Annotated in this window: 15 protein-coding genes; 8 read left to right on the forward strand and 7 right to left on the reverse strand. The window is 58.6% G+C overall.

Features of this window, described 5'->3' with window-relative positions; genetic code table 11:
- Nucleotides 1–72 precede the first annotated feature (72 nt).
- Genes LG290_RS11545 through LG290_RS11555 form a run of 3 tightly spaced genes read left to right on the forward strand, consistent with a single transcriptional unit; the run spans nucleotide 73 to nucleotide 1,077 of the window.
- Nucleotides 73–405 carry an ElaB/YgaM/YqjD family protein gene (locus LG290_RS11545; protein WP_160417918.1) on the forward strand — a complete coding sequence of 111 codons (333 nt, stop codon included), beginning with the start codon at nucleotides 73–75 and terminating at the stop codon, nucleotides 403–405.
- Nucleotides 405–806, forward strand: a complete 402-nt coding sequence (locus LG290_RS11550; RefSeq protein WP_499834941.1) for a phage holin family protein — start codon at nucleotides 405–407, stop codon at nucleotides 804–806. Before LG290_RS11545 ends, LG290_RS11550 begins: the two co-directional genes overlap by 1 nt.
- Complete coding sequence (locus tag LG290_RS11555) at nucleotides 784–1,077, forward strand: YqjK family protein (protein ID WP_499834942.1); 294 nt, start codon at nucleotides 784–786, stop codon at nucleotides 1,075–1,077. The genes LG290_RS11550 and LG290_RS11555 overlap by 23 nt, the downstream gene beginning before the upstream one ends.
- Nucleotides 1,078–1,080: 3 nt before the next feature.
- Here the strand turns inward: LG290_RS11555 and LG290_RS11560 are convergent, their stop codons facing one another.
- Nucleotides 1,081–2,268 carry a BaiN/RdsA family NAD(P)/FAD-dependent oxidoreductase gene (locus LG290_RS11560; RefSeq protein WP_499837092.1) on the reverse strand — a complete coding sequence of 396 codons (1,188 nt, stop codon included), beginning with the start codon at nucleotides 2,266–2,268 and terminating at the stop codon, nucleotides 1,081–1,083.
- 260 nt (nucleotides 2,269–2,528) lie between these two features.
- Between LG290_RS11560 and LG290_RS11565 the strand changes: the two genes are divergently transcribed.
- Complete coding sequence (locus tag LG290_RS11565) at nucleotides 2,529–3,611, forward strand: efflux RND transporter periplasmic adaptor subunit (RefSeq protein ID WP_499834943.1); 1,083 nt, start codon at nucleotides 2,529–2,531, stop codon at nucleotides 3,609–3,611.
- On the forward strand, nucleotides 3,611–6,715 hold the full coding sequence (locus LG290_RS11570) for an efflux RND transporter permease subunit (protein ID WP_499834944.1): 3,105 nt from the start codon (nucleotides 3,611–3,613) through the stop codon (nucleotides 6,713–6,715). The genes LG290_RS11565 and LG290_RS11570 overlap by 1 nt, the downstream gene beginning before the upstream one ends.
- 90 nt (nucleotides 6,716–6,805) lie before the next feature.
- Here the strand turns inward: LG290_RS11570 and LG290_RS11575 are convergent, their stop codons facing one another.
- On the reverse strand, nucleotides 6,806–7,231 hold the full coding sequence (locus tag LG290_RS11575) for a DUF3617 domain-containing protein (protein WP_499834945.1): 426 nt from the start codon (nucleotides 7,229–7,231) through the stop codon (nucleotides 6,806–6,808).
- Between the two features lie 117 nt (nucleotides 7,232–7,348).
- Here LG290_RS11575 and LG290_RS11580 point away from each other — a divergent pair, with 117 nt between their 5' ends.
- From LG290_RS11580 to ahpF, 3 genes are all read left to right on the forward strand, one after another.
- Nucleotides 7,349–7,555 (forward strand): zinc ribbon domain-containing protein, encoded by a 207-nt coding sequence (locus tag LG290_RS11580; protein ID WP_114487226.1) that lies wholly within the window; start codon nucleotides 7,349–7,351, stop codon nucleotides 7,553–7,555.
- Between the two features lie 256 nt (nucleotides 7,556–7,811).
- The gene (ahpC, locus tag LG290_RS11585; RefSeq protein ID WP_499834946.1) at nucleotides 7,812–8,375 is read left to right on the forward strand and encodes an alkyl hydroperoxide reductase subunit C; all 564 of its coding nucleotides are present in this window, start codon (nucleotides 7,812–7,814) and stop codon (nucleotides 8,373–8,375) included.
- Between the two features lie 203 nt (nucleotides 8,376–8,578).
- On the forward strand, nucleotides 8,579–10,135 hold the full coding sequence (ahpF, locus tag LG290_RS11590) for an alkyl hydroperoxide reductase subunit F (RefSeq protein WP_499834947.1): 1,557 nt from the start codon (nucleotides 8,579–8,581) through the stop codon (nucleotides 10,133–10,135).
- A gap of 99 nt (nucleotides 10,136–10,234) precedes the next feature.
- Here ahpF and LG290_RS11595 read toward each other — a convergent pair whose 3' ends face one another.
- Genes LG290_RS11595 through hemA form a run of 5 tightly spaced genes read right to left on the reverse strand, consistent with a single transcriptional unit; the run spans nucleotide 10,235 to nucleotide 14,773 of the window.
- A complete protein-coding gene (locus tag LG290_RS11595; RefSeq protein ID WP_499834948.1) occupies nucleotides 10,235–11,005 on the reverse strand; it encodes a HesA/MoeB/ThiF family protein in 771 nt (256 codons plus the stop codon).
- On the reverse strand, nucleotides 11,002–11,502 hold the full coding sequence (locus tag LG290_RS11600; RefSeq protein WP_160417910.1) for an Lrp/AsnC ligand binding domain-containing protein: 501 nt from the start codon (nucleotides 11,500–11,502) through the stop codon (nucleotides 11,002–11,004). The genes LG290_RS11595 and LG290_RS11600 overlap by 4 nt, the downstream gene beginning before the upstream one ends.
- 39 nt (nucleotides 11,503–11,541) lie before the next feature.
- Nucleotides 11,542–12,393, reverse strand: a complete 852-nt coding sequence (gene prmC, locus LG290_RS11605; protein ID WP_499834950.1) for a peptide chain release factor N(5)-glutamine methyltransferase — start codon at nucleotides 12,391–12,393, stop codon at nucleotides 11,542–11,544.
- On the reverse strand, nucleotides 12,390–13,481 hold the full coding sequence (gene prfA / locus LG290_RS11610; protein WP_499834951.1) for a peptide chain release factor 1: 1,092 nt from the start codon (nucleotides 13,479–13,481) through the stop codon (nucleotides 12,390–12,392). The genes prmC and prfA overlap by 4 nt, the downstream gene beginning before the upstream one ends.
- Nucleotides 13,478–14,773, reverse strand: a complete 1,296-nt coding sequence (hemA, locus tag LG290_RS11615) for a glutamyl-tRNA reductase (protein WP_499834952.1) — start codon at nucleotides 14,771–14,773, stop codon at nucleotides 13,478–13,480. The genes prfA and hemA overlap by 4 nt, the downstream gene beginning before the upstream one ends.
- Nucleotides 14,774–14,776 lie beyond the last annotated feature (3 nt).

Genomic DNA, 14,776 nt, shown 5'->3' on the forward strand with positions numbered 1-14,776 from the left:
GATAGGTAACTTGTGTCCCGGCCTACGGCTGCTATGCTGGGTATGTCACCTAACCGTTAGAGGAAAATCTGAATGGCTAAACATTCCACGGAAACACCAACAAGCACGGATCAGCTAAAACAGGATTTGCGTTACCTAAGTGAGACGGTGGAAGAACTGGTTAACGCCACTGCCAAGGATGCCTCCGGCGAAATGCGTGAAATGCGTGATCGTGCTGAGAAGCGCTTGAAGGAAACGCGTTCGCGGCTTGAGTCGCGTGGCGAACATATCTATGACAATGCGCGTCAGAACATTAACTATCAGGCAGATGCCTGCGACCGTTATGTGCGCGACCATCCTTGGACCAGTATTGGTATCGGTGCTGCCGCCGGTATGATCATTGGTATGTTGCTCGGGCGGCGCTGATGGCACTGGGTCCTACCCAACGGGTATTCGAAGCCGCCAAGCGCTTACTGAAAACGCTTCTCTCCGGAGGAGAAACACGGTTACGCCTGGCGGTTCTTGAGCTTGAGGAAGAGCGTTCCCGCCTGCTGTCTCTACTGCTATTGGCAGGCGCCAGCTTGGTGCTTCTCCTGCTGGGCATCGCCACCTTGACGGCGCTGGTCGTGGTTATCTTCTGGGATAGCTACCGTCTCATCGCGATTGCCGGTAGTGCTGGCGTGCTACTTGCATTGAGCGGCATTCTCGCACTTCTTGCCGGCAAACAAGCCCGCACCCATACCCTGCTCAAGGAAACCTTGAACCAATTGGCGGCTGACCGAAACCTGCTGGAAGCGGATGCTCATGATGACAAATCGAGACGCTAACCCTTCTTCTCTGACTCGCCAGGAGCGTAAAGAGGCGCTGCTGACGCTGCTCGAGCAGCAGCGTATCGACCTTCTGGTAGAAAGTGAGCGTTTTCTGCGTGCCGGCCAATCTTTCGACAACGGTCTCAAGCGTTTGAAAACGCCGCTCTACATGGCGGGTGGCCTAGTGGCTTGGCACAGCCTGCGCCACCCCTATCGAATGCTGCACAACGCCAAGCGCCTCTTGGCGGGGTATGTCGTGGTGCGCAAGTTTCGGCAATATCTTAAATAGTACTTAAATAGAGTTGCCGCAGGCCACCCCACTTGCCCAGGCCCACTGAAAGTTGTATCCACCCAGTTCGCCGGTAACATCCAGCACTTCACCGATAAAGCGCAGCTGTGGCAAGGCCTTGACTTCGAATGTACGCGAAGAAATCGCATTCGTATCCACACCGCCCAATGTTACCTCCGCTGTACGCCAGCCTTCCGTGCCGGCGGGTTTTATCTGCCACTGATTAAGCCGTTCGGCCCACGCCTGTAGAGTGGCGTTGGAGCATTCCGCCAAGGTGCCACCCGCCAGGCCCGGGTCGGGATACCAGCCAAGCAGCGCCTGAGCCAGGCGTTTTGGAAAGCGCTCTCCCAGCCAGGTAGCCAATTGCCGCTTGGGTGTCTCTCTGCGTGCCAGACATAACTGTTCAAAAACGCTTTCGCCGGGCAACAGGTCTATTTCGAGTGACTCACCCGGTTGCCAGACGCTGGAAATTTGCAACATGGCAGGCCCTGAAAGCCCCCGGTGCGTGAACAGCAGCGGTTCTTCGAAACGCTTACCTTGGCAACTGACGGCTACCGGCAGGCTGAGCCCCGAAAGCTCGGCGGCGCGCGCTTTCCAAGGGTCACTCAAGGTAAATGGCACCAGGCCGGGGCGCGTGGGCGTCACCTCGATGCCGAACTGGCGGGCGATATCATAGCCGAAGCCGCTGGCGCCCATGCTCGGAACCGATAGCCCACCGCTGGCCACCACCACCGCACCTGCATCCACCTTGCCGGACGACGTTACCAGGCGCATGCCCTCGCCTTGGCGCTCGACGCGATCAATCCGGGTTTTCAACTGAACCGTAACGCCCGCCCATTCACATTCGGTAAGCAGCAAGGCAACGATTTCCTTTGCCGAGGTTGCGCAGAACAACTGGCCCGGGGCCTTTTCCACGTACTCGACGCCGTGTCGCTCCACCAGTTCGACAAAGTGTTCCGGACGGTAGCGTTTTAGAGCGGAGATGCAGAAAGACGGATTGGCCGAGGTGAAGTGTTTTGGCGTCGTGGCGAGATTGGTAAAATTACAGCGCCCACCCCCCGACATCAAAATCTTCTTGCCGGCTTTATTGGCATGATCGACTACCAGCACTCGGCGTCCGGCATAGCCGGCTGTCAGTGCACACATCAGCCCTGCGGCACCGGCGCCGACCACCACCACGTCATAGGTCATGAAATGCTGGCTCATAAAATGTCAGCTCATTAAAGCGATCATCCATTATCAAAACGGCTCCAGAGGGCAAGATAGAAGACAGTTATTCTAACAGCTAACCTTGGCCTCCCAGCAATCGAGACGGCAACGCTTGCGTGCTTGAAGGGCATTCCTATGGTATACAGAAGCTATACACAGCATGAACCAGAATAGCATGTCGCCTATTTTGTAATGCGTCACCGGCACACTTTTCAGACTCACTTGCTTTAAGAGATACCTCCATGCCCTTCCCCTTTCGTGGTTTTTTTCTTGCCGGGCTACTGACACTGCTGCTCATCTCTTCCGTGCAAGCCCAGTCCGTACCGACTGTCATAGGCGCCCGCGCGACACTCGAACCCTGGTCGGACCCGATCGAGGCACTAGGCACCCTGCGCGCTGACGAGAGCATTACCCTTTCCGCCACGCTTACCGAAATCATCGCTCAGATCAATTTTAGCGACGGTGAACAGGTGGAAGCCGGACAGCTTTTGATCAAGCTGGAAGACAACGAAGAACAGGCGCAACTGCGCGTCGCTCAGGCAATTCGCGATGAACGGCGCAATGCCTTGAACCGGGCGTCACAACTGTTGGAGCGCAATCTGGCACCGCGTGCGGATGTGGAAGATAGCCAAGCGCGGCTACGCCAAGCCGAGGCGGAAATCCAGGCGTTGCAGGCACGCCTTGCCAACTACCGGCTGTTGGCACCGTTCAGCGGGCGCGTCGGGTTTCGTAATATCAGTACCGGCGCTCTGGTCACCCCGGGCATGGCGCTTGTCACCCTGGACAAGCTCGACATCATGAAACTGGATTTCGCGGTGCCGGAAGTCTTTCTGGACGTTCTCGAACCCGGCTTGATCCTCACTGCCACCAGTGCGGCTTTTCCCGGCCATACTTTTCAAGGGGAAATCGCCACCATCGGGAGCCGGGTGGACCCCATCTCGCGCAGCATGAACGTGCGCGCCGAATTGCAGAACCCTGAGATGCGCCTGCGTCCCGGCATGCTGATGGAAGTCGTGGTGCGACGCCGCCCGCGCCAAGCGATCGTCATTCCCGAAGCCGCCCTGATTCCCGAAGGGGAGCGCCACTTCGTTCTGGTGATTCACGAAGAGGAAGAGAATCGCATCGAAAGGCGTCAGGTCCAGATTGGCCAACGCCGCCCGGGCGATGTCGAGGTGCTTGAAGGGATCAACAAGGGTGAGCTTGTTGTCAGCCACGGCGTACAGCACAGCCGCGAAGGCGATAATGTCCAACTGCTGGGCATCGCCAGCGACGAGACCTCGGTTCGCGAGCTTCTTGAATCGCGGCGCCAACAGGAAGACAGCTGATGCGCTTGTCGGATATTTCCGTTCAACGCCCGGTACTCGCCATGGTATTGGCAGCGCTGATCGTCGCCTTCGGTCTACTGGCTTTGAATCGGCTGCCGTTGCAGGAATATCCTTCCATCGATCCTCCTGTGGTCAGTATCGACACGCGCTATCCGGGCGCCTCTGCCAGTGTCGTGGAAACCCGCATCACGCAACTACTCGAAGACCGGATTGCCGGTGTGGCAGGCATCGAGGTGATTTCCTCCTCCAGTCAGGACGGTCGTTCAAGTATCAATGTCGAGTTCTCCCTGGAAATGGACATCGACGCCGCCGCCAACGATATCCGCGACCGTATCTCCGGCTCCTTGGATAACCTGCCCGAGGAAGCGGAACCGCCCGAGGTACAGAAAGCCGACTCCAGCTCGGAGGTGGTGGTATGGCTGAGCCTATCGGGGGAAGGTTACGGCATGGCCGAGCTCACCGATTATGCCAACCGCTACCTGGTGGATCGCTTTTCGGTACAGCCCGGCGTAGCTCAGGTAAGGGTGGGTGGCGGGCGTGATTACGCCATGCGCATCTGGCTGGACGCCAATGCCTTGGCCGCTCGCAACCTCTCGGCAAGCGACGTGGAAGCCGCCCTGCGCAGTGAAAACGTCGAGCTGCCCGGGGGCGCCATCGAGTCGCAGGACCGCCAGTTCATCGTGCGCCTGCCGCGCAGTTTTTCCACCCCGGAAGACTTTCGCCGCCTGGCTATTGTCCAGGGTGAAGACGACTATCTGGTTCGGCTCGGCGATGTGGCAAGGGTCGAAATCGGCGCCGTGGAAGAGCGCACCATCTTTCGCGGCAATGGTGTGCCCATGGTAGGGCTGGGCATGATGAAACAGTCCACCGCCAACGTGCTCGAGCTTTCACAGGGCGTGAAGGCCGAGATGGAACGCCTGCAGCCCACCCTGCCCCAAGGCATGACCCTAGGGTTGAATTTCGATGCCTCGGTATTCGTTTCAGGGGCAATTTCCCAGGTGGTGCAGACGCTGTTCATTGCCATGGGGCTCGTCGTGGTGGCGATCTTTGTCTTTCTGGGCAACCTGCGCACCACCCTGATTCCCGCCGTGACCGTGCCTATCGCCTTGATCGGTACCTTCGCTGCCCTGGGCGTGATGAATTTTTCGATCAATCTTTTGACCTTGCTGGCATTGGTGCTGGCCATCGGCCTGATCGTCGACGATGCCATCGTGGTGCTGGAGAACATTCACCGGCGCATGCACGACTATGGCGAAACACCCTTGGTCGCCGCCTTTCGCGGTACTCGCCAGATCGCCTTCGCCGTCATCGCGACTACCCTGGTACTGATCGCCGTGTTCATTCCCTTGAGCATGCTCCAGGGGGATATCGGCCGGCTGTTCTCCGAATTCGCCTTGACCCTGGCGGCGGCGGTGGCCATTTCCAGTGTGCTGGCGTTGTCGCTTACTCCGATGATGGCTTCCAAGATTCTCAAGCCGAACATGCATGAAGGGCGTATTGCCCATGCCGTTCAGAGGGGGCTGGAGCGCTCACGCGCTATCTATCGCGCCATGCTGTTGTGGGTACTCAAGGCGCGCCTGCTGGTGATTGCGGTCTTCGTCGGGTTGATCGGCGGCATGCTATGGCTCAATGGCCAGCTACCCAACGAATACACCCCTCAGGAAGATCGCGGCAATTTCTTCGTGATCGTCAATGGCCCCCCCGGCGCCACCTATGACTACATGCTCGACTACATGGACGAGATCGAGGCCCGGCTGCTGCCCATGGTGGATTCCGGCGAAATCGAGCGCGCCGTGGTACGCGCCCCGCGCGGCTGGGGCAATATCGAGAACTTCAATAGTGGCTTCGTGATCATCGGCCTGGCCGACTGGGGAGAACGACGCTCGGCCTGGGCGATCATGGCCGATATCCGCACCTTGCTCAGCGATCTTCCGGGGATTCGTGCCTTTCCGGTAATGCGCCAAGGCTTCGGCCAGCGGGTGGAAAAACCCGTGCAATACGTGCTCGGCGGCGGCACTTATGCCCAGCTCGCCGAATGGCGCGATACCCTGCTTGAGCATATCCGCGAAGACAATCCTCGTCTGACCGGGCTGGACAGCGATTATGAAGAAAACCAGCCCCAGCTGCGCGTGGACATTGACTATAACCGAGCCGCCTCGCTGGGGGTCACCGTCAGCGAGATCGGCCGCACCCTGGAAACCTTGCTGGGTGGACGCACCGTCACTCGCTATGTGGATGATGGCGAAGAATACGATGTCATCCTGGAGGGCGAGCCTAACGCTCGCCCCAGCCCGCGCTCACTGGACAGTTTGCAGGTGCGCTCCCAGCGCAGCGGCGAACTAATTCCGCTGGCAAGCCTGGTCACCCTGACCGACTTCGCCGGGCCGAGCACCCTCAACCGCTTCAATCGCCTGCGAGCAATCACTATCGAAGCCGATCTGGCCGACGGCTATCCCTTGGGAGAAGCACTGGCCTACCTGGATGCCAGCGTTGCCCAGGTACTGCCGGCGGAAGTCCAGACCGACGTCAAGGGCGCCTCCCGCGATTACCTTGAAGCCAGCGGGGCGACGGGCTTTTTGCTGGGACTTGGCATCCTGGTGGTATTTCTGGTGCTGGCCGCTCAGTTTGAAAGCTTTATCCATCCGCTGGTCATCATGTTCACGGTCCCGCTGGCAATCTTCGGCGCCTTGCTAGGGCTGTATGTCACCGGGCAATCGCTGAATATCTATAGTCAGGTGGGGCTGGTCATGCTGGTCGGCCTTGCGGCCAAGAACGGCATATTGATCGTCGAGTTTGCCAATCAGTTGCGTGATGAGGGGTTGGCTTTTCAGGAAGCGTTGATACAAGCTGCGGTGACACGCCTGAGACCCATCGTGATGACCGCCGTGACCACCATGGCCGGGGCGGTACCGCTGATCATTTCCAGCGGTGCGGGTGCCGAAACGCGCCTGGTGATCGGTACCGTGATCATCGCCGGGGTAGGCGCTGCCACGCTGTTCACGCTGTTTGTGGTACCAGTGGCCTACGACCTGCTGGCGCGACATAGCGGATCTCCCGGCGCGGTCAAACGTCAGTTGGACGAAGAAATGACCAAGGTCTCCTAAAAACACAGGGCCACCCTCGGGCGACCCTGTATTTTGCATCGGCATGAGCCTGATGGCTTAGCATTGGCTACTCAGCATTAAATTGACTGCTTAGCATTCCCCGATGCGTTCGCCTTCGATGGTGGTATTCATGCTGATTTCACCCATCGGCGACTGGGTAAGAATATCCACGCTGCCTTCCACACGCTCACCCATGAAGTTCATGTTGCCGTCGATGTTCGCTTCACCACCTTCCGCTCGGCATACCATGCTGTAGGAGAGGCCGTCAGCGTCGGCTTGCTGGCTCAATACCTCGCAACCTTCTTCTTCTTCGATGAAGGTGAAGGCGTCATTTTCAAGTTCTTCCTGGGTGATGCACTGACGCTCGGTTTCGGTCCGATCCGGGACCTGCATGTCGCCCTTGATCTGAGTCACGCTGACGAATTCCCATTCCCCAGGCTCGATATTGGGGGTTTCCGCCATGGCTGCCACTGGCAACGTCAAAGCGGCGGCCAACACGATTGAACGCATCTTCATTGTTTACTCTCGCTTATTTTAACGTGGAATCTACCCTGTGCATTATGCATCCTAGTGGATCGAAATACAGAATGCGCGTCAACTCGCTCATCTTTAGCCACACTCGATGGAGGCCCCATGCCGGAAGACGCTCTTGTTCCCTACCATTTCCACTGCCCTTACTGCGATAGCGCCCTGGAGTTCCTTATCGATGCCTCCCAGGGCAGCCACACCACCTGGGAAGACTGCCATCAATGTTGTGCGCCCATCCAGCTACAGGTAGAGGTTTCGCCGATGACCGATGAACTGACGGTAACCACCGGCCGTGACGATGACGTGCTTTAAGCTCGGATCCATCCGGGCAAGCCTTGCAATCCGCTTGAAACGGCCCAACATTCGCAGCAGCGCTCGAAAGGCAGCAGCAAGGCAGTAGCTGAGGACACTCAGCTAAATTGCCCAGTGAAAGAAGGATAGCCCAACTGATAAATAGTAAAAAACTATCAAATCAATCGGCACATTCAATTTTCACTATGGAGTGCCCGGCGCTACCCTACGCCCATCGACTTAGCCATCCACCCCACTCAACGGAGACACATCACTAATGTCCCTTATCAACACCGAAGTAAAACCATTTTCCGCCAAGGCCTATCACAACGGCGAATTCATCGACGTCAACGAAGAAAGCCTGAAGGGTAAGTGGAACATTTTCTTCTTCTACCCGGCTGACTTCACCTTTGTCTGCCCCACCGAGCTGGGTGACCTGGCCGACAACTATGAAGAATTCCAGAAGTTGGGCGTGGAAATCTACAGTGTTTCCACCGACACCCACTTCACGCACAAAGCATGGCACGACAGCTCCGAAACCATCAGCAAGCTTAACTACCCGATGCTAGCGGATCCGACCCACCTTGTATCGCGCAACTTCGAAGTCCTGATCGAAGCCGATGGCGTGGCCGAGCGCGGCACTTTTGTGGTCGACCCCCAAGGCAAGATCCAGATCGTCGAAATCAATGCCGGCAACATCGGCCGTAACGCCGAAGAACTGCTGCGCAAGGTCAAGGCGGCCCAGTACGTCGCGGCTCACCCCAACGAAGTGTGCCCGGCCAAATGGAAAGAAGGCGAAGAGACACTGGCGCCGTCACTGGACCTGGTCGGCAAGATCTAAACCGCCTGCCATACCGGCTCTGAAGCAGCCCAAGCCACTACTTAACGTACCCATGGTTTGACTGCGACGTTGCCCAACGCCCGGGCACCCGCTCGGGCGTTTGTTTTTCCCGCACATCGTTTCATCGGCCCACCCAGGGCATTGCGTTCTTGTGTGGGCACGCTACTTGAAGTCATCTTTTTTATTGCGAGGAAACCGCTGTCATGCTGGACGCCAATCTGAAAAATCAGTTGAAAACTTATCTGGAAAAGGTGACTCAGCCGTTCGAGATCGTTGCGTCCCTCGATGACGGCGCCAAGTCACAGGAGTTGCTCGGCTTGCTCGAAGACATCGACAGCCTGAGCGACAAGATTTCCCTGAAAACCGACGGTCAGGATAGCCGCAGGCCGTCGTTTGCCTTGAATCGCCCCGGCGAGGAGACCGGTGTGGTATTCGCCGGGATTCCCCTAGGCCATGAGTTCACCTCCTTGGTACTGGCGCTTCTCCAGACCGGTGGGCATCCGCCCAAGGTTTCCGATGAGGTCATCGAGCAGATCAAGTCGATCGAAGGCGACTTCCTGTTCGAGACCTATTATTCGCTTTCCTGCCAGAATTGCCCGGATGTCGTCCAGGCACTGAACCTACTGGCTATCTTCAACCCCGGCATTCGTCACGTGGCCATCGACGGTGCCCTGTTCCAGGACGAAGTGGAAGCGCGGGAAGTCATGTCGGTACCCAGCATCTACCTGAACGGCAAGCCGTTCGATCAAGGTCGCATGACCCTCGAGCAGATTCTGGCCAAGGTCGATACCGGTGCCGCCGAGCGCGATGCCAAGAAACTCAATGAAAAAGCCGCCTTTGACACCCTGATTATCGGCGGCGGCCCTGCCGGTGCCTCCGCGGCGATCTACTCTGCACGCAAGGGCATCAATACCGGTCTTGCCGCTGAAGCCTTTGGTGGCCAGGTGGCCGATACCATGGGGATCGAAAATTTCATTTCCGTTTCGCACACGGAAGGCCCCAAACTGGTCAGAGCCCTGGAAGAGCACGTCAAGGATTATGAGGTTGACGTGATGAACCTGCAGCGCGCGGTGAAATTCACCCCTGCGGACGTTCAGGGCGGTCTGCATCAGCTGAGCTTCGATTCGGGCGCTACGCTGAAAAGCAAGACCGTCATTCTGGCCACCGGTGCCCGCTGGCGGGAAATGAACGTCCCCGGCGAGCAAGAGTACCGTAACAAGGGCGTGGCCTACTGCCCGCACTGCGACGGTCCGCTATACAAGGGCAAGCGCGTGGCGGTGATCGGCGGTGGCAATTCCGGTGTCGAAGCCGCAATCGACTTGGCGGGTATCGTCGCCCATGTCACCTTGATCGAATTCATGGGTGAGCTGCGCGCCGACGCCGTGCTGCAGACCAAGCTCAAAAGCCTGCCCAACGTCACGGTCATCGCCAGCGCCCAGACCACCGAAGTCAATGGCGACGGCAACCGTGTCACCGGCCTGAGCTACAAGGACCGTCACACCGATGAGTTGAAACAAGTCGACCTGGAGGGGATTTTCGTCCAGATCGGTCTGGTGCCCAATACCGAGTGGCTCAAGGGTTCGCCTATTGAAATGACCCCGCGTGGCGAGATCATCATCGATTCCCACGGCATGACTTCCGTGCCCGGTGTGTTTGCCGCCGGCGATGTGACCACCGTCCCCTACAAGCAGATCGTGATTGCGGTAGGCGAAGGGGCTAAAGCGTCTCTCGGTGCCTTCGACTTCATCATCCGCAACTGATCGAAAAAACCGCTGTAAAACCCGAACGCCCGCTGCTCTTCGGAGAGTAGCGGGCGTTTTTTTATGCCGTTTTTTCAAAGCTCTATCATCAGTCCAGAGTCACTCGTCCCAGGCTACGCCACATACCGAGCAGGCGGGGTCACGCATGACACGAAAATGGCGCCACTGGCCGCTCAATCCATCGAAAGTGGAAAGCCCCTGATGCACCTTACCCGCACCGCTAAGCAACTTGATGGCTTCCAGCGCTTGAAAGCTCCCGATCAACCCCACCAGCGGTGCGATAACGCCGCTTTCGGCACAGCTCAAGGCTTCATCGCCCGAGTCATCCGGCGGATACAGGCAGGCATAGCAAGGGCTTTGAGCATCACGGGGGTCAAATACCGCCAATTGCCCTGAGAAGCGAATCGCCGCCCCCGACACCAGTGGTTTGCCGGTTTTTCTGCAGGCCGCGTTGATTGCGTAGCGGCTGGAAAAGCGATCGGTGCAGTCCAGCACCAAGTCCGCGTTGGTCACCGCTTCAAGCAAGGCGTCGCCCTGCAACTCGATGGGCAAGGCGGTGAGTTCACAATGCGGGTTGAGTGCCGCAGCGGCAGCGACAGCAGACTCTGCCTTGTTACGCCCGATATCGTCTTCACGATGGGCGATCTGGCGCTGCAAGTTGGAAAGTTCCACTTCATCGGCATCGGCAATCGTCACTCGCCCGACGCCTGCTGCAGCCAAGTACAGGGCCACCGGCGAGCCTAGCCCGCCCCCACCGACAATCAGCGCCCGGGCGGCCAGCAGGCGCTCCTGGCCGTCAATATCCACTTCCGACAGCATTATCTGGCGGCTATAACGCAGTAACGCTTGATCCTGCATCGGCTGTCTCATTTATCGTCGAATTCCTCGATATCGGGTACTGGCAAGGCGAAGCTCTCTTTCACTTCCTCCATGACCACATAGCTCTTGGATTCCTTGACCCCCGGCAGCGTCAACACCACATCGCCGAGTAGCTGGCGGTAGGCAGACATCTCGGGAATGCGGCATTTGAGAATGTAGTCGAACTGACCCGACACCAGGTGACACTCCTGAATCTGGGGCAGCTCCTTGACAGCCCGCCGGAATTCATCGAACACCGCCGGGGATTGTGTTTCCAGGCTGATTTCAACGAATACCAATAGATTGGCCTTGAGCGCTCTAGGATCGAGAATCGCCTGATAACCGCGGATGATGCCCGCGCGCTCCAGCCGTTTGACACGCTCGAGACAGGGCGTGGTGGAAAGGCCGACATCGGCGGCAAGGTCGACATAGGAGATACGCGCGTTTTCCTGCAAGGCGCGCAAGATTTTGAGGTCAATACGGTCCAGCGTTCGATTTTTGATTTTCATTGTGTTGTTGAGTTCCTATCGGGCTGTATTGTCTTAGGCTCAAGCAGGGGTTGGCAACCAGCGTCCCAGGGTCACACGTTCGTGCCCACCCAGATCCCGGCGACTTTGCACCTCGACATAACCGGCTTCACGCAAGGCCTGCTGCACCGCCAGAGCCTGAGTGTAACCGTGCTCCAGCAGCAACCAGCCACCGCTTTCCAGGTAGGCGCTTGCCGAGGCGATCAAATGATACAGATCCGCCAAGCCGGACTGCTCCGCCACCAGGGCGGAAGCCGGTTCAAAGCGAACATCCCCTTGCGTCAAGTGCGGATCATCGGCCGCAATGTAAGGTGGATTACTGAGAATGACATCGAACCGGGTAGCGTCATCCAGAACGGCGAACCAGTCGCTGAGCCGGAAGGTTACGTTAGCCAGGGCCAGGCGCCGGGCATTGTCCCGCGCAAGTGCCACGGCTTGCTCACGGATATCCACCCCCACCACTTGCCAACCGGGCCGCTCACTGGCAAAGGCCAGCGCGATGGCGCCGGTACCGGACCCCAGGTCGAGTAGGCGCCCGCCAGGCTGAGAGCCCTGCGCCAGCGCGGCTTCGACCAGGGTTTCGGTATCCGGACGGGGGATCAAGGTCTCCGGCGACGTTGCAAGGCGCAGCCCCCAAAACTCACGCTCACCGGTCAGGTAGGCCACCGGTATGCCCTGAACGCGAGCGGCAATCAGCGCATCGAAACGCGCGTGCTGCCAGGTGGGGCAGGGTTTATCGCCCCAGGCGTACAGCCAGGCGCGCTCACGCCCCAGCACATGGCAAAGCAGCACTTCGGCATCCAGACGCGGGCTGGATGAGCCGGCCTGCTTCAAGCGCTTGGCGGCCTGCATGACCAAGGTATCCAACGTCATCCGGCATCCTGCAATGCTGCCAACTGTTCGGCTTGATATTCGTTGATCAATGGTTCGATCACATCATCCAGCTGTTCACCGCTGATCACTTCGTTCAGCTTGTAGAGCGTCAGGTTGATGCGGTGATCGGTGATGCGCCCCTGGGGAAAGTTATAGGTGCGAATACGTTCGCTGCGATCCCCCGAGCCCACCAAGGAGCGGCGGGTGTCCGCCTGTGCCTGACGCTGGCTGTTCTGGGCCGACTGCTTGAGCTTGGCGGCCAGAAGCGACATCGCCTTGGCACGGTTCTTGTGCTGGCTGCGTTCTTCCTGGCACTCAACCACGACGCCGCTGGGCAAGTGGGTCAGGCGTATCGCGGAATCGGTGGTGTTGACGTGCTGGCCACCCGCCCCGCTGGAACGAAAGGTGTCGACACGCAAGTCGGAAGGGTTGATGTCGATGTCGCCGATATCGTCGACCTCAGGCATCACCGCCACGGTGCAGGCCGAGGTGTGAATGCGGCCTTGAGACTCGGTGGCCGGCACCCGCTGAACCCGATGGGCGCCGGACTCGAATTTCAAATGGGCGTAAACGTAATCGCCCTTTACCCGGGAAATCACTTCCTTGTAACCACCCTGCTCGCCATGATTGGCGCTGACGATTTCCACTTTCCAACCGCGTTTTTCGGCATAACGGGCATACATGCGAAACAGGTCCCCGGCAAACAGGGCGGCTTCATCACCCCCGGTTCCGGCGCGCACTTCCAGAAACACCCCGCGCCCATCATCCGGGTCCTTCGGCACCAGCAATCGCTTGAGCTCGGTTTCAAGCGCTTCCAGGCGCTCACGCCCTTCCGCCAGCTCCATCTGGGCCAGCTCGCGCATTTCCGCGTCGCTATCGTGGCTTAACTGCTCGGCGGCTTCCATATCGCCTTCGGTCTCGCGAAACCGGGCCCAGGTTTCAACCAGTGGTTCGAGTTCGGCATATTCCCGTGAGTAATCCCGAAAACGACGCTGATCGTTGATCACCTCCGGTTCGGACAGCAGCATGGAGAGTTCTTCGAACCGTTCACTAAAGGCTTCAAGGCGTTGACGCAACGTAGCTTTCATGCAGGCGTTTTATCCTTCTGACGATGGGCAAGAGCGGGCGTTTCGGCGGGGAGTAACAGGTTTGAGGCGGCATCGAGCAGGTCGTGTTGCTCACGGGAGGCGGCGTCACGAATCGCCTGGGTCGGCTGATGCATCAAGCGATTGGCCAACTGATGGGCGAGACGTTCGATCACCTCAGCCGGGTCTTCGCCACGCGCCAGACGCTCAAGTGCCTGTTGGCGCGAGATGTCGCGCAGAGCTTCACCTTGGCGTCGATAATCGCGAATCAATTCCCCACCATTACGAATACGCCGATCATGTTGCCAGCTGGCCACACCGTGATAAATCAAGGTTTCCGCCTGGTCGGCGGCCACCTGGCGATGCTTGCGATTTTCCTGGATGACCTCTTCCAAGTCATCCACCGTATACAGAAATACATCCGCAAGCTCACCCACTTCCGGCTCGATATCCCGGGGCACGGCGATATCGACCATGAATACCGGCCGGTGGCGGCGTTTCTTCAATGCGCGCTCGACCATCCCCTTGCCTAATATCGGCAGCGGCGACCCGGTGGAGGAAATCACGATATCCGCACGTTCCAGGGCCTGAGGGATTTCTTCCAGAGTAATGGCTTCGCCGCCCAGCTCGGCCGAGACGCGTTCAGCGCGCTCGCGCGTCCGGTTGGCAACGGTCAGATGGCGCACTCCGGCTTCGTGTAAATGGCGCGCCACTAGCTCGATGGTTTCGCCGGCGCCAATCAACAACGCTCGCGCCCGGGAAAAGTCATCGAAGATCCGGCTGGCCAAGCTGACAGCCGCGTAGGCCACGGATACCGGATTCTTGCCGATCCCGGTTTCCGTGCGCACTTGTTTGGCCACCGCAAAGGTGTGCTGAAACAGGCGCTCGAGTTCGCCACCCAAGCCATCGGCGTCGCGTGCCTGCTGATAGGCGTCCTTGAGCTGGCCGAGTATCTGCGGCTCACCCAATACCATGGAGTCCAGCCCTACCGCCACGCGCATCAGATGGCGGGCAGCATCGTTATCCAGGTAATGGTAAGCACAGCGCGCCAGCTCCTCAACCCGCAAGCCATGGAAACGCCCCAGCCAGTCGAGCACGACTTGCTCACCGTCAGCATCGGTCACGCAATACAATTCCGTGCGATTGCAGGTGGAAAGTACCGCCGCTTCGCTTATTTGCGGTAGGCTGCGCAGTTCGGCAAGCGCCATCTCCAGCTGAGTCGCTGTAAAGGCCACCTGTTCGCGTACGGCCACCGTGGCGGTGCGATGATTGATTCCCAGGGCAAGAAGCGTCATGCG

The organism is Halomonas sediminis (assembly GCF_044871105.1).
Lineage (GTDB): Bacteria > Pseudomonadota > Gammaproteobacteria > Pseudomonadales > Halomonadaceae > Vreelandella > Vreelandella zhuhanensis.